Genomic DNA, 21,473 nt, shown 5'->3' with positions numbered 1-21,473 from the left:
TTGAAGGACTAATCCATCGGGTCATTTGAAAGTACGCTACCAGGTCCTCTTGCTCCTCGTTCTCCTGTCGGTCATCACCTACCTGGACCGGGTGTGCATGAACGTGGTAGCGAAATACGTGAAAGCCGACCTTGGGTTGGATAATCAACAATTTGGCTACATACTGGCGGCGTTCTCTTTGTCCTATGCCTTGTTTGAAATTCCCACAGGTGCTTTGGGCGACCGCATTGGAGCGCGCAGGGTGCTCACGCGCGTGGTCGTGTGGTGGTCGGTGTTCACGGCGCTTACGGGCTCGGCGTTCAGCTTTATAATTCTACTTATTATCCGTTTCCTCTTCGGGGCGGGCGAGGCCGGCGCATATCCCAATGCATCGATCGCCATCGCCCATTGGTTTCCCCGCACAGAAACTGCCCGGGCGCAGTCGGCCATTTGGGCGGCTGGTCGCATAGGCGGGGCGTTAACCCCGCTCATTGTTGTGCCGCTGGTTCATGCCTTTGGATGGCGACTGGCTTTCGGGGCTCTGGGGGTTCTGGGGTTTGTTTGGGCTGCGGTGTGGTTCATCTGGTTTCGCGATGAGCCCCGCCAAAAACCTGCCGTCACCGAACACGAACTCGCGGAAATTGAATTGGGCCGCAAGCTTGGCAGCGCCCGGCATGGAATCCCCTGGAAGTCCATCACCCGGAACACCAATCTGTGGATCCTCATGCTCATGTGCCATCTGTTTTTCTATGGGTCCTATTTCTTTACCAACTGGTCGTCCACCTATTTCCAGGAGGGGTTGGGCATGACGGAGGATGAGTCAAAAAATTTCCTTTCCCTTTCTTATTTTTTTGGCGCGATCGGATGTCTCACCGGAGGCTTTCTCAGTGATTGGCTTACCCAGAAATTTGGTTTGAAACCGGGTCGACGGATCGTGGCAGTCGTTGGTTTAGGATTGTCGGCCCTCTTGTTCCTGGGCGCCGGTGTGTTGCACAGTAAAACATCTTCGGGCTATTTGCTGGCACTTTCCGTGCTCACAAAAGATCTGGCGCTGCCCGTCGCGTTTGCGGTGTGTGTGGACATCGGTCGGCAAAACTCAGGTGTTGTCGTGGGCGCTATGAACTTCGCGGGGCAACTGGGTGGCTTCTTCATCACCCTCATCTTTGGCATCCTGGTTCAACAAACCGGAAACTTCAGCTACCCGTTGTTTCTCATCGCTGCGTGCTTATTCGTCAGCGCGGCATTGTGGTTCAAGATCGACCCGACAAAGCCCGTCGTCCTCGAAACGTGACGGCATCACTCAAAGAAAACCCGTGCAAACTGCTGTGTCTTCTTTCGCTGTCCAAACAGGATCACTTCGCTCGATGAGATCTGCTGACACACTTTGGGGCGCGTGATCACTTCCGCGTCCAGCGCACCAAACAAGGGCTGCCGCACTTGCTTGCCCGTCTGATCGATGCTCACCAACATGATCACCGAGTTCTCGTTGCGGCTATTGGGACTGTAGTTATAGATCTTGCCCGTCCCGTTGTAGGTTGCGTTTTTCCGGTTGTCGTTGAAGATGAAACAGATCTGGCCTTTCACGATGGCCATGGTGTAGGACGAGTAAAAGCCGCCGTCGTCGATCGTGTGCTGGCGCTTGGCTACTTTCTCCGCCCACTCGATCTGACCCGAGGGGTCGATCTTTACGGTGATGATGTCGTTGTAGTTGTAATGATACGTGGTGTAGTTTTGCATCATGCCGTTCATCATCATATTGCTGGTGGATTGGCTCACATAATATTGTTCGCCGATCAGCATTGCACCACCGTCTTTGCCCACGAGCAACTTGTCGAGGTCATATTCATACAACTCATTCTCTTCCCCGCTTTTCTCCTTGCGGCGTGCCCGGTCAGCCTCGCCCTCCTTCATGTTTTGGGTGATGAAGTCGATGCCGAATTCCTTGTAGCTCTGCGTTTTGATGTCTTTGGTCACGGCATCGATGGTGAGGAAAAATGTTCCGCGGATGCTGTTGGTCCCCTTTTCGGAATAGAAGCCCGCGCAAATGAGATTCTTGTTGTTGAGGATCTCGATTTGCATATCGGTGAGAAAACGATCTTCCAGGCGGATAGGATATTCCTTTGCCGTCTTGCCCTTGTCGCCAAACGCAAAAACACTGTAGGTGTAGTTGGGCAATCCGTGCCGTTTACTTTTGCGCTTGTCTTTGTAGATGACCGCCAGCAAATAGGCGTCGCCGTCATTGTCCACGCGAATGGATTCGATCGTAAAGAGTCCATCTTCGTAGGGTAATTTTACTTCTTTGTTCCACAACGGATTCATGGCGTCGTCCAACACCTGGAAACCAAATGCCTCGGGCTCGTTCTTTGCGTAGGGGAGGGCATAAAACACCAACACCTTCGAACTGTCGCGCGACACTTTGATGGTGTACGTGCCGCTGTTCCGCCGCGACTCCGACCCAAAATCGATCTCGGCAATCTGGCGTTTGTCCGGAAGAGGTTCCAGCGTGGTGCGGTTGATCTCCTGTACAAATAATTTTTTGCGCGACGTATGGGTGTCCCGGAAGGAGGAGAAAAGGTAAAGCCGGCTGTGCAGTTGCAAGATCAATTCAAGATCGGCGTTCTTCCCTTCGTGGCTCAGCTTCAGGTCGAATGTTTTGGTCGGTTGAAAATTGTTGTCGTAATGCTCCAGCGAAAAGGTGGCACCGGTTCCAAAGCCATACCGTTCCTTGATCGCGTAGATGCCAGTTTGGTCGTGACCGACAATGGCGTTGAGCGACGAATGGCGCGGTGCCTCAAATTCCTTTCCCCACTTCACCAGGGGCTTCAGGTCCTGGGCTTGGGTGGACATGGCGAGACAAAATAGCAGCAGGAGAATGTTCCGGGCGTGGCCGGTTTGGGATGGTCTTGAGATCATAGGTTGAATAACGCAAAGGCCTTGCCAATCGTACGCGGGAGGAAAAAATCAACGACTGGCGCAGACGAAGATGGGGGGAATATTCCTGATCCCAAAAGATAACCGCATAAAAAAAGACCTGCAACGGGGCAGGTCTTTTCTATAAATCGATAAAAGAACGATCAGGCCAATTCGCGAAGGTCTACGGGAACCACGCGGGAGATACCTTTCTCCACCATAGTGATACCATAGATCACGTCCGTAGAGCTCATCGTGCGCTTGTTGTGCGTCACGATCACGAACTGCGAATCCTTGCTGAAATCGCGGATGATGTTGTTGAACTTGTCGATGTTGGCGTCGTCCAAGGGAGCATCCACCTCGTCGAAGATACAGAACGGTGCCGGCTTCAACAGGTACATCGAAAACAGCAGCGCCGTAGCGGTGAGGGTTTTTTCTCCTCCCGAAAGCTGGTTGATGGTCAACGGCCGTTTGCCTTTGGGTTTTGCAATGATGTCGATGTCGGACTCCAGCGGGTTGTTGGGATCAACGAGACGCAAGTCGCACTCGTCACCTTGCACAAACAACGACTGGAACACGCGAATAAAGTGTTCTTTGATCTTGTTGAAGGCCTCCATAAAGGTCTGGCTGGCCACCCCTTCAATTTCAGCGATGGTGTTGAACAAGGATTCTTTCGCTTTCAGGAGATCTGTTTTTTGTGCGATGATAAAATCATTGCGTTGTTTGATCTCCGTGTAGGCTTCCATAGCCATCGGGTTGATGGGACCCATGTTGTCGAGCCGGTCGCGGATCTTTTGAACGTCGTGACGGATCTTGTCCTCGTCGGCCTTCGAATAGTCTTCCGACTCTTCGGCGGCGGTGTGCCCCACAACAGAATCCAGGTCGATGTTGAACTCCACGGAAAGGCGTTCCTTCACCGAGTTCAGCTGCATCTTGCTTTCGTTCAATTGCGTTTGCAGATCCATCAACGTCGTGTCGATGCTCTGACGCTGGTGCTGTACTTCGCGCAGTTGCTTGTCAACCTGGTCGATGTAGCCGCGTGATTCGTAATATTCTTTCTCCGCCTCACTCAAGCCCTTCTCCATGCCTTCTTTCTCTTCGTACATGCCGAGGAGTTCGTCGTCGTTGGATTGGGTGGTCTCGATGATGCGTTTCACTTCATCTTCATTCTTCTTCAGCTCCTCCACGTTCACGTCGATGCGCTGGCTGCTTTGGTCCATCGACTCCTGTTTGAAGCGCGTTTCCTGCTCGATGCTTTTCACGCGGTTCTCTTGCTGATGATAGAAGATGTTCTGCTCATTGTAGGCAGCCGATTTCTGACTCAGCACCTCGCTGTTCGAGGCCAGGTTGTTGGTGATGGATACCAGTTTGTTTTCTTGTTCCTCCAGGTCGTGGAGGGCGCGTTGCGCACGGGGCTTCAGGTCGTCCAATTCGCGCAACAGGGTGTCGATCTTTTCCAGGATGTCTTCGCGGCGCAAGTCGGCGTTGTTCAGCATCTGTGCGAACTGTTCGCGTTTGGTGCGCAGGGAAACGAACTCGTCGTTCACCTGACGGATGCCGCGTTGTACCTCGTCGATTTGCTGGCGGATCTTGTTGTTGCGCAGCTTCTCCAGGTCGGCTTGTTTTTCCAACAGGCTGACACGGATATCGTCGAGCTTCGTGGTCAACTCCTTGATCTCCTTCTCGAGTTTCTCCATGTTCTTGGCACGACCGATCTTCTTGCCTTCGAACAATCCCACAGAACCACCGGAGATACTGAACTTGCGCTTGGTGAGCTTGCCGTTCTTGGTGATGAACGTGTTCTCGTCCGTTGACGGGATATTTTTGGTATCGCCTTCGTAGATGTACACCTTATCGAGGATGTACGCCATCAGCTTTCTGTACTTCTGATCGTATTCGATGATCTCCGTAGCCGGGAATGCGTTGTCATAAATGCGTCCCGTGGTGGACTCGAACTTGTCGAATGAATCCAGGATAAAAAAGTGCGCCTTGCCCTTGGCTGCGTCGCTCAGGATGTTGATGGCCTCATAGGCTTCCGACTCGTGTTCAACGATGTAGTAGTTCAGGTAGGGCTCCAGGTAATTCTCGATCGCCACACGGTACTCTTCCGAAGTAGTGAGGATGTCGGAGAGGAGGGGAGCGTTCTTGCCTACTTTCTTTTTCAGGAACTTGATCGCCTCGGGGAAGCCCTCGAGGTTTTCCACCAGCGATTTGGTGAGGTTGTATTCGTTCTGACGCGCATCGAGTTTGCGGCCGGTCACGTTCATTTCCTCACGGATCATGTCGATCGTTTTTTCGATCAGCACCATGCGCTCCTGAACTTCCTCTTCCTCTTTTTTCAGGTTCTCCTGCTCGTTGTTCTTCACGTTCAGTTCTTCCTGCAGGATCTTCAGCTTGTTCTCGAACTCCACCAGGCTGGCGCTTTGCTGGCTGGTGTCGCTCGCGGTTTTTTCAAGTTCCTGCTTGAGGGAAGAGACCTGGATTTCGCGGATCTCGACGTCTTTGTTGATCTGGAAGTTTTCTTCCTGGCGCTCACGCTGCACGCGGCGGATCGAGTCGGATTGCTGTTGCAATTCCGAGGTAATATTCTTCTGGCTTTCGTAGTCGGCCTTCAGGGTTTCCAGTTTGTGGCTGATCTCTTCGAAGATGTCTTCGGCAGATTTCTTCTCCGTTTCCAGGCTTTGAATGCTGAAGCGGGCGCGCTCGTTGCTTTTGCGGTCCTGGTCGATCTGCTCGCGCAAACCGGCTGCACGGTCGTTCAAGTATTTCAGCCGTTCATTCTTGATCTGTTTCTCGCTTTCGTACTGACGGATCTTGGCCACAAACTCGTTGATGGCCTTTTGACGCGACGAAAGCGTTTTTTCTTTCAGGATCAGCTCCGCCTTTGCCTTTTCGATCACGGCTTCTTTCTCCGAGATCTCGGCAGCCAGACCGATCTTGCGGTCGTTCTCCTGTTCGATCTGCTTGGTGATGTGGTTGAACTTGTCCTTCTGCTTGTTCACCACCACCTTGGCCAGGTGGATGCTTTTTTCCTTGTATTCTTCCTTGATCTTGTAATAGTTCTCGGTCTGTTTGGCCTGTTTTTCAAGGCTCTTCATGTTCTTTTCGATCTCAAACAAGAGGTCTTCCACCCGTTCCAGGTCGGCGTCGGTGTCTTCCAGCTTTTTGAGGGTTTCCTTTTTCCGCTTTTTGAACTTGGAGATACCGGCGGCCTCTTCGAAAAGCATGCGGCGGCTGTTGTCCTTGTCGTTCAGCAGGTCGTCCACCATGCCCAACTCGATGATGGCGTAGCTGTTGGAAGCCACCCCGGTGTCGAGGAAGAGGTTGGTGATGTCCTTGAGGCGGCAGACCACGCCGTTTAGCAGATACTCGCTTTCACCCGAGCGGTAGAGGCGGCGGGTGATGGTGATCTGTGCATATTCGGTAGGCAGGATGTTCTTCGTGTTGTTAATGGTCAGCGAAACCTCCGCCATTTGCTGGGCTCCGCGCGCGCTGGTGCCGTTAAAGATGATATTCTCCATCTTCTCCGAACGCAGGGCGCTGGTCTTTTGCTCGCCCAACACCCAACGGATGGAATCCACTACGTTTGACTTGCCACATCCGTTTGGCCCAACAATCCCCGTAATCCCTTCATCAAAATTGATAACGATTTTGTCGGCAAAACTCTTGAAGCCTTTGATCTCCAGTTTCGCTAATTGCATGCTGTTAGTGGTTGTTTTGGTATATCCCGCAGTTTTGCCTGGAAAACAGTACACGAAGAATGGATGCTGTGCGAGGTTGAGCGACGCAGAACCGCTGTGTGGCTGCCTTTCCGTTCAAAAGGGGAGGGCAAAGATAAACCGATCCCGCTGGCAATTCAAAATAAAAATTTAGGTGCCAAAAAAGCCTAAAAAGGCCACTTTTCAGCAAAAGAACCTCATTTTTAGCGTTTTGGAGGCCCCGTCGACCCAACGTTATCCCTAGACTATTCCGACGATTTTCTTACCCGTCGACGAAGCGACATCACAACGCATAAAGCATCAAAAAAGTACCTCTAAATGGGTTTTTCATTTTTTTTCATAAATTTGTTTTCAATGGATAATTTTAAGTTATGGCTTTATGTGATCATAGGGATCGTGTACCTGCTCAGCAGGTTACTGAAGAAACGCCCTGAAGAATCCAAAAGCCAGCCTATGCCTCCTCCAAAACCAACCCCGCGCGCCCCACAACCGGCCCCGGCCAGCACACCACAGAAGTCGCTGACCTTCGAGGAGTTGTTGCAGGAAATTGCAACCCAGAAACAACAGAAACCAGTCCCCAGCCAACCGCGTCCGGTGGCTAAATATACTCCCCAACAACCGGTAGACGACGAGGCCAAATACCTCGAGGACGTGAACTACGATTACCGCCAGCACGACAAGGTGTATGAGACGTACGAAGAGGCAAAGCGGCAGGCATTCAACCGGCCTTCACTGGAGGAGACCATGCGGGTAGAAGATACCGTTGTGAAATTCGGTAAGTTTAAAGTATTCGAACAAGCGACAGAGCGCGATCTGATGGCGGAGTATCTGAAAGAATTTCAGGACCCTGAAGGTTTCAGAAAGGCCTTTGTGATGAGTGAAATACTCCAGCGCAAATTCTAGTTTGTTCGATTAAATGTTACATGCATTAGAGAACATAAATTTTTTTGACTGATTTGTAGCACGCGGATATATTTTTTTACACGGGTTACAATATTTTTTTAAAGGTTATTCATTATGTACCATGCCGTAAGTAAGCCTGTATGAATGTAACAATTCTATTCTTCCTCACCCTTTTTACCGGTGTGAACGCAAATCCCCCTGTCAATCCCTCTGCAGATTGCGCGCGGCTGGAAGTGTCCTACACCACCCAAACCCTCGGCGACAAAGTGAACATCGATGTGCGGGTCTCCGGCGGCGAAGAACCCTACTACTATTTCTTTCTGGATAAGAAAAACAATCCGCTGACCTGGGATTTCAAGAAGAGCAATCACTCCGCTGACAAGGGCAACCTGCCAAAGCTGATCCGGGTGGTCGATTCCAAGGGCTGTACCAAAACAATTGACTTCAACGAAAGCGCCAACAGATAATGGATAGAACTCTACTACCTAAATTAGGACGCTCCCTCATCGCTTCCGTTGCGCTCGTCTTCGGTCTGGCCACTGCGAGCTGGGCCCAAGCTGTTTCCTATACGTTCGGAACGCTGTCGGTCGACATTACCACTTCCAACTCGTGTTCAACACCCCCTACAGGAAACGGATTCATCACCTTTAAGATAAACTCTACCGAAGGCGGCGTGAATGCTTCGTTGGCTATTCTTGGCCCGGTAAACCTTTTCCCCGCACAAAACATTCCCGCTGGCGGGACGTTTGTGTTCAATCCACCGAAGAACCTGCCACCGGGGACCTACCGATGGATCCTTGGCGACGGAACCAATACGATCGGTTCACTGGCCGACCCCGGAACCTATCCCGACCTCGTGGTAAGGGATTTCTCTACGGCACCCCTCGGTATCACCAAAGACATTGAAGCGAACAACACGTCATGCGTGACCCAAAACGGTCAGGTCCAGGCAACCATTACCGGTGGTTCGAAGAACTTTGGCTTCGGTTCTTATACCTATTCGTGGAGCAGTTCGAATGGAACACCCACCGCGACGGGAACCACCGCTGGCGCGGCACCGCTGAACCTGGCGACATTGCTTGGCCTCGGAGGCTTACGCGGCGGTACCTACACATTGTTGGTCCAGGATAAGTTTTCGGCTTGTTCGACGACGCAAGTCTTTACGATCACCGATCCCTCGCCGACCGTATTCACGATCACCACCCCTTCGCCGCTGAATATATGTACAGGCGACAACATCACCATTACCCTGAACAATTCGGAAGTCGGGGTAACCTATGAGATACTAAAGAACGTAGCCTCCCTGCCAACACCCATCACATTCCCGGGCACGGGCGCAGGACCGTTTGTTATGACCTTTCCGGCAACGCAGTTTGTCACCGGCAACAACATCTCCGTCCTGGCCACCAATGGCTTCTGTACGCCGGTGTTGATGACCAACACGGTGACCCTGAACATCAACCCGTTGCCCACGGTAACCCTGGGCGCCAACCCGTCGGTTTGCGCAGGTAGTACCAGCGCGCCGTTGCCCTACTCGGCCACCACGGGCAGTCCGAATCAATATAGTATCGACTTCGACGCCGCGGCCAACGCTGCGGGTTTCCTGGATGTTGTGAACGTTGCTTTGCCAGCCTCACCGATCAGCATTGCCGTCCCGGCAGCGGCTGCCGCGGGAGTATATAATGCCATCGTTACGGTTCGCAACAGCGTGACGGGCTGTTCCAGCACTAGCGCCCCCATCACGGTCACACTGGTTGCCAAACCTACGATCACGCTGGGTACCAATCCGTCGGTATGTTTGGGAAGCACGACCGCGAGCTTAGCCTACACGGCCACCACGGGCAGTCCGAATCGATATAGTATAGACTTCGATGCCGCGGCCAACACTGCCGGCTTTCTAGATGTGGTGAATGCTGTGCTACCGGCTACCCCGATTGGGATCACGGTTCCAGGAGCTGCAGGTGTGGGTACGTACAATGCCACGCTGACGGTGACAAACACGGTCACAGGCTGCGTAAGCACAACCCAACCCATCACCGTAACCATCGCCCCGAACCCTACGATTACGTTGGGTGCCAACCCTTCGGTTTGCGCGGGCAGCACCAGCGCGCCATTGCCCTACTCGGCCACCACGGCCGCGCCGGATCAATATAGTATCGACTTCAATGCCGCGGCCAACGCTGCGGGCTTCTTGGATGTTGTGAACGCCACATTGCCGTCCACGCCGATCACCATCGCCGTTCCGGCCGCGGCCGCGGCAGGTGTATATAATGCCACCCTCACGGTAAGGAACAGCACGGCGGGATGTACGAGTCCCAGCAGTGCGATCACCGTCACGATCTTGACCACGCCGACCATCACGCTGGGAGCCAATCCTTCGGTGTGCGCAGGCAGTACCAGCGCGCCGTTGCCCTACTCGGCCACCACGGGTACGCCGAATCAATATAGTATCGACTTCGACGCCGCGGCCAACGCCGCGGGCTTCCTGGATGTAGTGAACATTGCATTGCCGGCCTCGCCGATCACCATCGCGGTTCCGGGTGCCGCTGCAGCAGGTGTGTATAATGCCACGCTTACCGTTCGCAATAGTGTGACGGGTTGTGCCAGCACCAGCAGTGCGATCACCGTTACGATCATAGCCAAACCCACCATCACGCTAGGCACCAATCCTTCCGTATGTTTGGGAAGCACGACAGCAAATTTAGGATATACCGCCACGACAGGCAGTCCGAACCAATACTCCATCGACTTCAATGCCGCTGCCAACGCTGCGGGCTTTCTAGATGTGGTGAATGCTGTGCTACCGGCTACCCCGATAGGGATCACGGTTCCAGGAGCTGCAGGTGTGGGTACGTACAATGCCACGCTAACGGTGACGAACACGGTCACAGGCTGCGTAAGCACAACTCAACCCATCACCGTAACCATCGCCCCGAACCCTACGATTACATTGGGTGCCAACCCTTCGGTTTGCGCGGGCAGCACCAGCGCGCCATTGCCCTACTCGGCCACCACGGCCGCGCCGGATCAATATAGTATCGACTTCAATGCCGCGGCCAACGCTGCGGGCTTCTTGGATGTTGTGAACGCCACATTGCCGTCCACGCCAATCACCATCGTCGTTCCGGCCGCCGCTGCAGCAGGCGTATATAATGCCACGCTCACGGTAAGAAATAGCACAGCAGGATGTACGAGTCCCGGCAGTGCCATCACGGTCACGATCCTGACCAAGCCCACCATCACGCTGGGTGCCAATCCTTCGGTATGTTTGGGCAGTACAACAGCGAACTTAGGATATACCGCCACGACGGGCACTCCATCACAATATAGTATCGACTTCGATGCCGCTGCCAACGCTGCGGGCTTTCTTGATGTAGTGAATCAGGCGCTACCCGCTACTCCAATTGGGATCACCATTCCAGGTGCTGCAGGTGTGGGCACGTACAATGCGACATTAACCGTGACGAATACGGTCACGGGTTGCGTGAGCACAGGCCAACCGATCACCGTGACCATCGCCCCGAACCCCACAATTACGTTGGGTGCCAACCCTTCGGTATGCGTGGGCAGTACCAGCGCGCCGTTGCCCTACTCAGCCACCACGGGTACACCGAATCAATATAGTATCGACTTCGATGCCGCGGCCAACGCTGCAGGCTTCCTGGATGTTGTGAACGTTGCATTGCCGGCCACGCCGATCACCATCGTGGTTCCAGGTGCTGCCGCTGCCGGTGTATACAACGCCACCCTCACGGTAAGAAACAGCACATCGGGATGTGTGAGTCCCAGCAATGCGATCACGGTCACGATCCTGACCAATCCCACCATCACGCTAGGCGCCAATCCTTCGGTATGCGTGGGTAGTACCTCAGCAGATTTGCCTTATAGCGCAGTGGCTGGTGGTGCCAACCAGTACAGCATTGATTTCAATGCTGTGGCCAATGCTGCGGGCTTCCTGGATGTGGTGAACATTGCCTTGCCGGCCACGCCGATCACCATCGCCGTTCCAGGTGCTGCCGCTGCCGGTGTATACAATGCCACCCTTACGGTCCGCAACAGTGTGACAGGTTGTACCAGCACCAGCAGTGCGATCACCGTTACGCTCATAGCCAAACCCACCATCACGCTAGGCGCCAATCCTTCGGTATGTTTGGGAACTACTATTGCTGGCTTGGGATATACCGCCACAACGGGCACTCCAACACAATATAGTATAGACTTCAATGCTGCTGCCGAAGCTGCAGGCTTTCTTGATGTGGTGAATGTAGCACTACCCGCTACCCCAATTGGGATCACCGTGCCAGGTGCTGCAGGTGTGGGCACATACAACGCCACGTTAACTGTGCTGAACACGGTGACAGGCTGCGTAAGCACGGCTCTGCCAATCACCATAACCATTGCGCCGAACCCTACGATTACGTTGGGTGCGAACCCTTCGGTTTGTGCGGGCAGCACCAGCGCGCCGTTGCCCTACTCGGCCACCACGGGTACGCCGAATCAATATAGCATCGACTTCGACGCCGCGGCCAATGCTGCAGGCTTCCTGGATCTTGTGAACGTTGCATTGCCGGCCACACCGATCAGTATTGCCGTTCCGGCCGCTGCTGCTGCAGGTGTATATAATGCCACCATCACGGTAAGAAACAGCACATCGGGATGTGTGAGTCCCAGTAGCGCGATTACGGTCACGATCTTGACCAAGCCTACCATCACGCTAGGGGCTAACCCTTCGGTATGTGTGGGCAGCACCTCGGCAGATCTGCCCTATAGCGCAGTAGCTGGCGGTGCCAATGAGTACAGCATTGATTTTAATGCCGCGGCCAACGCTGCAGGCTTCCTGGATGTAGTGAACATCGCATTACCCGCCACCCCGATCAGCATCGCTGTTCCGGCCGCTGCCGCAGCAGGTGTATACAATGCCACCCTTACGGTCCGCAACAGTGTGACGGGTTGTACGAGCACCAGCAGTGCGATCACCGTTACGCTTATAGCCAAACCCACCATCACGCTAGGCGCCAATCCTTCGGTATGTTTGGGAACTACTATTGCTGGCTTGGGATATACCGCCACAACCGGTAGTCCGAACCAATACTCTATCGACTTCGACGCCGCGGCCAACACTGCAGGCTTTCTTGATGTGGCGAATCAACCGCTACCGGCTACCCCGATCGGGATCACCGTCCCGGGAGCAGCAGGTGTGGGCACGTACAATGCCACGTTGACGGTGACGAACACAATCACAGGCTGTGTAAGCACAAGCCAACCGATCACTGTAACCATCGCCCCGAACCCTACGATCACGTTGGGTGCCAACCCTTCGGTTTGCGCGGGCAGTACCAGTGCGCCGTTGCCCTACTCAGCCACCACGGGTACACCGAATCAATATAGTATCGACTTCAACGCCGCGGCCAATGCTGCGGGCTTCCTGGATGTTGTGAATGCCACCTTGGGCGCCACGCCGATCACCATCGTGGTTCCGGGCGCTGCCGCTGCCGGTGTATACAATGCCACCCTCACCGTTAGAAACAGCACATCGGGATGTGCGAGTCCCGGCACTGCCATAACGGTCACGATCTTGGCCACGCCGGCTATCACGCTGGGCGCAAACCCTTCGGTATGTGTGGGCAGTACCTCTGCAGATTTGCCTTATAGCGCAGTAGCAGGCGGTGCCAATGAGTACAGTATTGATTTCAATGCCGCGGCAAACGCTGCGGGCTTCCTGGATGTTGTGAACATTGCATTGCCGGCCACCCCGATCAGCATCGCTGTTCCTGCCGCTGCCGCAGCGGGTGTATACAATGCCACCCTTACGGTTCGCAATAATGTGACGGGTTGTGTCAGCACCAGCAGTGCGATCACTGTTACGCTCATAGCCAAACCCACCATCACGCTAGGCGCCAATCCTTCGGTATGTTTGGGAACTACTATTGCTGGCTTGGGATACACCGCAACAACCGGTAGTCCGAACCAATACTCCATCGACTTCGACGCCGCGGCCAACGCTGCAGGATTTCTTGATATAGCAAATCAACCCCTACCGGCTACCCCGATTGGGATCACCGTTCCGGGAGCTGCAGGTATCGGCACGTACAACGCCACGTTGACAGTGACGAACACAGTTTCGGGTTGCGCGAGCACCAGCCAACCGATCACCGTAACCATTACCCCGAACCCGACGATCACTTTGGGTGCCAACCCTTCGGTTTGCGCGGGCAGTACCAGCGCACCGTTGCCCTACTCGGCCACGACGGGCACGCCGGATCAATACAGTATCGACTTCGACGCCGCGGCCAACGCTGCGGGCTTCCTGGATGTCGCGAACCTCGCATTGGGCGCTACGCCGATCACCATCGCGGTTCCAGCCGCTGCGGCAGCAGGTGTATACAATGCCACCATCACCGTAAGAAACAGCACATCGGGATGTGCGAGTCCCGGCAGCGCGATCACGGTCACGATCTTGGCCAAGCCTACCATCACGTTGGGCACCAACCCTACGGTTTGTACGGGCAGCACAACGGCCGATCTACCTTATTCTGCAGTCACGGGCGGAGCCAATGAGTACAGCATTGATTTCAATGCCGCCGCCGAAGCCGCCGGCTTTGTCGATGTGCCGAATACATCGCTACCCGCTACTCCGATTGGGATCACCGTTCCCGGAGCTGCAGGTGTGGGCACCTACAATGCCACATTAACCGTGTTGAACACAGTGACGGGTTGCATCAGTACAACTCAACCGATTACCGTAACCATTATTTCCGGTCCTACGATTACGTTGGGCCCCAATCCGTCGGTATGCTTGGGAACTACTATTGCTGGCTTGGGATATACCGCCACAACCGGTAGCCCGAACCGATATTCTATTGACTTCGATGCTGCGGCCAACGCTGCAGGTTTCCTTGATGTAGTGAATCAGCCGCTACCCGGAACCCCGATTGGGATCATCATTCCAGGAGCTGCAGGTGCAGGCACCTACAATGCCACGTTAACCGTGTCAAACACGGTCTCGGGTTGTGCGAGCACCAGCCAGCCGATCACCGTAACCATCACTCCGAATCCCACGATTACATTGGGTGCCAGCCCTTCCGTTTGCGTGGGCGGCACCAGCGCGCCGTTACCCTACTCGGCCACTACGGGCACACCGGATCAATATAGTATCGACTTCGACGCCGCAGCCAATACTGCGGGCTTCCTGGATGTTGTGAATGCCACATTGGGGGCTACGCCGATTACCATCGTTGTTCCGGGCGCCGCCGCTGCAGGTGTATATAATGCCACCATCACGGTAAGAAACAGCACGTCGGGATGTGCGAGTCCCAGCAGCGCAATAACGGTCACGATCTTGACCAATCCCACCATCACGCTGGGCACCAACCCTTCGGTATGCTTGGGAAGCACAACAGCCAACTTAGCATATACGGCCACCACAGGCACGCCGGATCAATATAGCATCGACTTCGATGCCGCGGCTGAAGCTGCCGGATTCTCGGATGTGGTAGGTACAGCGCTGCCCGCTACCCCGATTGGGATCACTATTCCTGGAACTGCTGGTGTGGGCACGCACAATGCCACGTTAACTGTGTCGAACACCGTCGCGGGTTGTGCGAGCACAGCTCAACCGATTACAGTAACCATTATTTCGAGTCCTACGATTACGCTGAGCGCCAACCCTTCGGTATGCTTGGGAAGTACGACCGCCGACTTGGGATATACCGCGACCACAGGCACGCCCGATCAATATAGCATCGACTTCGATGCTGCGGCCGAAGCTGCGGGCTTTGTTGATATTGTAAACACGTTACCCACTACTCCGATCGTCATCACCGTTCCGGGGGCTGCAGGTGTAGGCACGTACAATGCCACGTTAACCGTGTCGAACACGGTCGCCGGTTGCGCGAGCGGTACTCAACCGATCACCGTAACCATTACACCGAACCCTACGATCACGTTGGGTACCAACCCCTCGGTATGCGCGGGCAGCACCAGCGCGCCGCTGAGCTACTCCGCCACCACGGGTGCGCCGGATCAATACAGTATCGACTTCAACGCCGCTGCTGAAGCCGCTGGTTTTGCAGACGTGGCGAATGTTACTTTGACGGCTACTCCAATTGCCATCGCCGTTCCGGGTGGTGCAACTGCGGGTGTATACAATGCCACCCTCACGGTAAGAAACAGCACATCGGGATGTATCAGCACCAGCAGTGCGATCACGGTCACGATCTTGGCAAATCCCACGATCACGCTTGGCACTAATCCTTTGGTATGCCTGGGAAGCACAACGGCAGACTTGCCTTATAGCGCCGTCTCAGGTGGTGCCGATGAATACACCATTGATTTCAATGCTGCCGCCGAGGCTGCGGGCTTCGCGGATGTGAATGGCACTTTGCCGTCTAGCCCCATCTCCATCGCAGTGCCGGCCGCTGCCGCCGCGGGCGTTTACAATGCAACGCTTACGGTCACGAATTCGGGCACCACTTGTTCAAGCACGGCTCAAGCCATAACAGTAACCATCAGTTCTGGCGCCACAGTAGATGCCGGTCCGGTTCAAACCATTTGCGCCGGCAATAGCGCCACCCTGGCAGGTACATTCTCGGGTAGCACGGGCATCACGTGGACAACCGCTGGCGACGGAACGTTTAACAATGCAAACCTCACCAACGCGATCTATACCCCGGGTACTAACGACATTGCGGCGGGCACCGTATCGCTCACCATCACAACCGCTGGACCTTGTGCAGCGGCTGCTGACAATGTGATCATTACCATCAATCCCGCGGCCACGGTGGATGCCGGCGCTCCTCAAACGACTTGTGCCGCAACTGCGATAACGCTGTCCGGAAGTTTCACCGGATCGGCTACTGGTTTGCTATGGACCACTGCCGGCGACGGTACTTTTAGTGACAACACTGACCCGAGCTCAACCTACACGCCTGGCACCGGCGATATCGCTGCTGGTTCCGTGGTGCTGACGGCGACGGCCACTGGATCGTGTTCCGGCGTCACCGACAATGTCACCATTACGATTAACCCCGTGGCTACGGTAGATGCAGGTGCTCCGCAAACCATATGCGGCGCAGCGTCAGTCGCTTTGAATGGTGTCATAAATGGTGCGGCAACGTCGGCTACCTGGTCAAGTTCAGGCGACGGAACATTCAACAATGCCACGCTCCTGAATGCCACATACACACCTGGCCCCACCGACCGCATTAACGGCACCGTAACGCTTACACTGACCACCAACAATCCAGCAGGACCTTGCCCAGCTGTATCTGACAATGTCACCATTACGATCAATCCCATCCCTGGTGACCAAGTTACCTTTGGCAACGACACCTGGATTGGGTATGTATACGACGATTCAGCCAATCCAGTGCCCCCTTTATCCAATGTTGACTTTGCTTCGGCTAAATACAGGGGCTTCATTGATGCTGCGGATATAGTAACCCTCAGTTATATTCATCCGCCAAAAACGTCTGCATACGACGCGACAACGGATGCGTTCGATATGGACCTGTCGTCCGATCACCTTCTGAAGGGACCTAACCTCTGCGGCGATCCGGCTGATTACGACGACGATTTCAGTATCCGATTCAAAATGCGGAAGAGCTTCGTCGCGGGCACCTACACATTCACGGTCGGAGGCGACGACGGCGTTAGATTGTTGATCGATAATGTACCGGTAGCGGGAGCATTCAACACCCATTCGTATCTCACCTATACAGGAACGGTCTGCCTTACAGCGGGTTCGCACGATTTCGTGATTGAATATTTCGAACACGCTGTGATAGCACGTGTGTCATTCGACTACACGCTGGCAGTGCCACCGACGGTGACAAGCCCTGTATCGATTTGTCTGAACAGCCCCACAGCGCCCACGTTGACGGCGTCGTCCACAGATCCCTCGGTAACGGGCTTTAAGTGGTACAGCGACGCAGCCCTTACCAACCCGGTAGGAGCGGGAGCCAACTTCACCCCGACACTGGGTACAAACCCGGGCGAACTCAATGTGACCGTGGTAGGAACAACTTCGTATTATGTGACATCCGTATATGCTTGCGGTGAGGGAACACCTGCAACAGTAGCAGTAAACGTTGTGAACGGCGCCACATTGGTCTATAACAATACCTCGATCTGTGAAGCAAACGGTTCGGTAGATTTGACAACATTTGTTACCCCTACACCGACAGGAGGCACCTTCACTTTCTCAGGCCAGCCCGGCATCACGGGAAATATGTTTGATCCCACCGGATTGAGTGGCCCCGTCGCGATCACTGTAAACTATGCGATTGGAGCCTGCTCGGCCCCGCAAGGCACATTGACGTTGAACGTGACCAATACCTCGAACATTACCGTGCCCGCCGCAGCGCTGGCGATTTGTCAAGGCGCCGGTGTGATCGATCTGAACACGTTGGTGAGCGCATTGCCCGCAGGTGGTGACTTCGTCTTCGCAGGTTCCACCGGCATTACAGGTGATAACTTTGATCCTACCGGTCTCACCGGTAACCAAGTGATCACAGTCAACTATTCGCTCGCTGGTTCTTGCGTAGCGGTGCAAAAACAATTCACCATCAATGTATCGCCGAATGCGACGCTCACAACAAACAACCTTGTGGTATGTCCAGGTGGCGGAACAGTGGATCTGCTGTCACTGGTGAATGGAACACCGGCAGGAGGAACCTTCACCTTCACCGGAACGGGTGTCACGGGAAGCACTTTCGACCCCTCCGGCTCGGCCGGGACAACGGTTACCGTCACGGTACAATATACCTCAACGGGATGTGGACCGGTTTCAGGAGCGATCTCCATCCAGGTGAAAGCTGCCAACGACGTTACCTGCGGTGGAACAGGCTCCGATTGTGCTAACTTCAGCGCGATCATCCCGACCATCACCACACAACCGACGTGTAGCGATCGCGATGCCGGCGAGGTGTCATTCAACATTCAGCGCGCAAACGCTACGGCAACCACTTTCCGGGTGATATGGACTTACAAAGGTGTGACGCCACCGACCACGCAAACCAAGTTCACCAATGGAACAGTCCTCTTCAGCGACCTCAAGTCAGGTTTGTATACCTACACGGTTATCGACGAGGGCAATGGCAAGTCGTGCGGTCCGGTTGATTTCTTCCTGGATCTGAAAACACAAGTGCATATCCTCGACAAAGAAGTGCTCAGCAACGTCAGCTGTTTTGGCGGAACAGACGGAAATGTAAGACTTACCGTCGACGGATCACTGACCGGTCAGTATTGGTATAAGTATGTGTACCAGGGACAAGAGTCCAGTGCACAAACCTTCACGCCAGGCGCCCCGCTGCCCGAGGGACTTCCGGCAGACGACACCGATTTCATCATTCTGAAAGTAGACGACAACCAAAACTTCACTTGTCCAGATACGGCCATGGTGAGGATCAAAAATCTCTTCCCCAAGGTGAACATGACCGTCAACACGACCGATGTAACGACGTGTAACGGTAGCGACGGTGTGATAGACGTATTGAACATCAGCGGTGGAAATACAACATCCGGTGCTTTGAAGATCCGGTTGAGAAGATTGACCAGCGCTTTAGGAGATACCGAAGTTTTGTTTGACTACGAAGACGTGGTATCGGCTGCAAAATCCTATTCGGATCTTGGCAAAGGCGACTACTATGTCGACATCAAAGACAACGGCGACTGTGTGACCACCTATCCGAGCGCGATCCAGATCAAAGCTCCCGGATTGAGTCTGACCATACCGGCCCTTGCCGTGACCAACGCCGATTGTTCAAACGGTGGCAAGAGCGGATCGATCTTATTTAAGATCTCAGCACCGGATGGCATCTACAAAGTGGCTATCAGTGCAGACCCGCTCAACGTACCGGCCGACGATCAGTTCGTGGACTACAACACCCTGGTGTTGCCCAACGTGAAATTTGATCAACTGGCGCGAGGCGGCTACTACTTCTATGTGAAGTCCAACACAAGTCCTTGTCCTACTCGCACCGACAATCCCGTCGTGGTGGATGGCCCGTATCAGATTGGCGATTTTGAGATCATACCGAGCTGCTCCACGCCGGACATCACCATCGCCAACATCAGCGGCGAGCCGGGTAAACCCATGGTGATCCAGGTTTACGACAATGCGGATCCGTTCTTCCAGATCGATGAACTCGCCGTAACCGCGAACGCCACGACCGCGACGTTCCACTATACTCCGACGGAGCACTCGTTCCTGACAGGATATGGAAATACATACCGCTTCGTCATCGTTCAGGAGCAAACCAGTTGCACGATCACTTCGGCCGACAAGCTGCAGGTCATCAATCAACGACTGGATCTCACGGTAACATCGAAGCCTTCGTTCCCGAATCCGAAGCGGACCGGCAGCATCGTGATCGATAACATTTTTGGAGGAACGCCTTTCCATTCTGCCGACAATCAGCTGTACTATAACGTCACGATAACCGACGAGAACGGGGCCACGGTCATCGACTCGCAGCCCGTGACGTTGAACCCGCAGAAGAAGTTCTCGGAGTCCTTCGACTACCTGTCGCCGGGCATCTACACGATCACGGTAGAGGATGATTCACAGTGTAATCCCAAGATTGTACAGATCCAGATCGACCTCGATCCCAGCGTCTACGTCCCCAACATCTTCACGCCGAACGACGACGCCGTCAACGATCAGTTTGAAGTGTTGAACTTGCCGGCGGGTGGCAAACACACGCTCATCATCAGCAACCGCTGGGGTAACGAGGTGTTCAAGTCAACCGATTATCACGAAGGAAATTTCTGGGATGCAAAAGAAGCCTCCGACGGTATCTACTTCTACCGCCTGCAATTGGATGGCGGCGCAACCTACACCGGATGGGTGGAAGTGTTGAGAGGCACGAAGCCTTAAGGAAGCGCGATCAAAAACTGTAACGTATCAATTTGGTCAGCATAGTCTCCGACTTCCGGAAACTGTGACTGACCAAATTTCATTTTAGCCTCTTTCGAATCGCCCACCACGCACTGGATCTTGTCTTTCGATTGCTCCAGCAACAGCCGAAGCGCAGCAACGCTTTCGTAGTATTCATAATAAACAACCGAGATGGGGGAGACCAGCTTTTGATTTTCCTGCAGGATAACCGAACCGTTGTCTAGGAACGCCGTCTGCGAAACCAGCAGTACGGACTTCTGGTAGTCGTAGTTGTTGGCGTACTTGTGATGGTTGACGATCTCGCGGAAAGATTCCCAGGGCCGGAGCACGTTGGCGAGCGGGTAGCCGGTGGGCACGAAAAGTTTCGAGACGTTGCGGCATCCCAAACCAAAATAACTGAACACGTCGATGCCCAGCCGATTGACATCGTCGTCCGACTCGGTGCCGTCCAGCACCGCCACCGAGGTCCGGTTCTTACGGATGATGTGTGGGTATTTGCTAAAGTAATATTCAAAATAGCGCGAAGCATTGTCGCTGCCCGTGGCGATGATGGCATCGAAGCCTTTCAACTGTTCGGAGAACGTGATCTGTGCAGCAAACCGCGGCTCGATCCCGACAAGTTTGTCCACGACAAATTGGATCAGGGCACTGTCTTTCGAACTGCGCTTGATGAGGATGGAGTGGCCGGCGATGAGCACACATAAGAAATCGTGAAAGCCCACCAACGGGATGTTGCCCGCCATCACCACGGCGATCTTCTTGGGAGCAATGGACTCCAGATCGTACGCGGAAGTCCACCGGCGGAGGCTTTCCACAGAGAGAAATTTGGCTATTCCACTAACGGCCATTCGTACCGAATCCTCGGTAAACCACGAATTCTCATTACGGGTTTTCCACGCTAACGATTGAAGCGCATCGTCACCCATTTCCCGCAGCATTCGGCCCAATTCACCAAATGCGTTTAATCTTTCCTCAACTTTCATATGTAGTAAACTTTTGCGGCGACGTGTCCGTTTTAAGAAATGTTTGGTGTACTTTTGTAAGATAAACGGGTCAAAAATAGA

The 21,473-nt window shown here is 54.1% G+C and carries 7 protein-coding genes; 4 read left to right on the top strand and 3 right to left on the bottom strand.

Going from position 1 to position 21,473, the window contains the following annotated elements:
* Nucleotides 1-25 precede the first annotated feature (25 nt).
* Nucleotides 26-1,270, top strand: coding sequence for an MFS transporter (locus D4L85_RS28400; RefSeq protein ID WP_119757478.1), 1,245 nt, complete (start codon nt 26-28; stop codon nt 1,268-1,270).
* A gap of 5 nt (nt 1,271-1,275) precedes the next feature.
* On the opposite strand, the gene D4L85_RS28395 is transcribed toward D4L85_RS28400, so the two are convergent.
* On the bottom strand, nt 1,276-2,892 hold the full coding sequence (locus D4L85_RS28395) for a hypothetical protein (RefSeq protein WP_160144060.1): 1,617 nt from the start codon (nt 2,890-2,892) through the stop codon (nt 1,276-1,278).
* 161 nt (nt 2,893-3,053) lie between these two features.
* On the bottom strand, nt 3,054-6,590 hold the full coding sequence (smc, locus tag D4L85_RS28390) for a chromosome segregation protein SMC (protein WP_119758981.1): 3,537 nt from the start codon (nt 6,588-6,590) through the stop codon (nt 3,054-3,056).
* Between the two features lie 372 nt (nt 6,591-6,962).
* On the opposite strand from smc, the gene D4L85_RS28385 reads away from it, so the two are divergent.
* From D4L85_RS28385 to D4L85_RS28375, 3 genes are all read left to right on the top strand, one after another.
* Nucleotides 6,963-7,511 carry a hypothetical protein gene (locus D4L85_RS28385; protein ID WP_119757476.1) on the top strand — a complete coding sequence of 183 codons (549 nt, stop codon included), beginning with the start codon at nt 6,963-6,965 and terminating at the stop codon, nt 7,509-7,511.
* Between the two features lie 140 nt (nt 7,512-7,651).
* Nucleotides 7,652-7,978: a hypothetical protein gene (locus D4L85_RS28380; RefSeq protein ID WP_119757475.1), complete on the top strand. Its 327-nt coding sequence runs from the start codon at nt 7,652-7,654 to the stop codon at nt 7,976-7,978.
* Nucleotides 7,978-20,388: a T9SS type B sorting domain-containing protein gene (locus D4L85_RS28375; RefSeq protein WP_119757474.1), complete on the top strand. Its 12,411-nt coding sequence runs from the start codon at nt 7,978-7,980 to the stop codon at nt 20,386-20,388. Before D4L85_RS28380 ends, D4L85_RS28375 begins: the two co-directional genes overlap by 1 nt.
* Here the strand turns inward: D4L85_RS28375 and D4L85_RS28370 are convergent.
* Entirely contained in the window at nt 20,385-21,392 is a 1,008-nt protein-coding gene (locus D4L85_RS28370) for an acyl-CoA reductase (protein ID WP_119757473.1), read from the bottom strand. The genes D4L85_RS28375 and D4L85_RS28370 overlap by 4 nt on opposite strands.
* Nucleotides 21,393-21,473: the final 81 nt, after the last annotated feature.

Origin of the sequence: Chryseolinea soli (assembly GCF_003589925.1) — a bacterium.
Lineage (GTDB): Bacteria > Bacteroidota > Bacteroidia > Cytophagales > Cyclobacteriaceae > Chryseolinea > Chryseolinea soli.
The sequence above is the reverse complement of the archived record's forward strand: the minus strand, read 5'-3'. Positions and strand labels throughout refer to the sequence as shown.

Excerpts from the sequence above, each read along its gene's own strand:
- D4L85_RS28395 (WP_160144060.1), bottom strand. The coding sequence starts at position 2,892 with ATGATCTCAAGACCATCCCAAACCGGCCACGCCCGGAACATTCTCCTG.
- smc (WP_119758981.1), bottom strand. The coding sequence starts at position 6,590 with ATGCAATTAGCGAAACTGGAGATCAAAGGCTTCAAGAGTTTTGCCGAC.
- D4L85_RS28385 (WP_119757476.1), top strand. The coding sequence starts at position 6,963 with ATGGATAATTTTAAGTTATGGCTTTATGTGATCATAGGGATCGTGTAC.
- D4L85_RS28380 (WP_119757475.1), top strand. The coding sequence starts at position 7,652 with ATGAATGTAACAATTCTATTCTTCCTCACCCTTTTTACCGGTGTGAAC.
- D4L85_RS28375 (WP_119757474.1), top strand. The coding sequence starts at position 7,978 with ATGGATAGAACTCTACTACCTAAATTAGGACGCTCCCTCATCGCTTCC.
- D4L85_RS28370 (WP_119757473.1), bottom strand. The coding sequence starts at position 21,392 with ATGAAAGTTGAGGAAAGATTAAACGCATTTGGTGAATTGGGCCGAATG.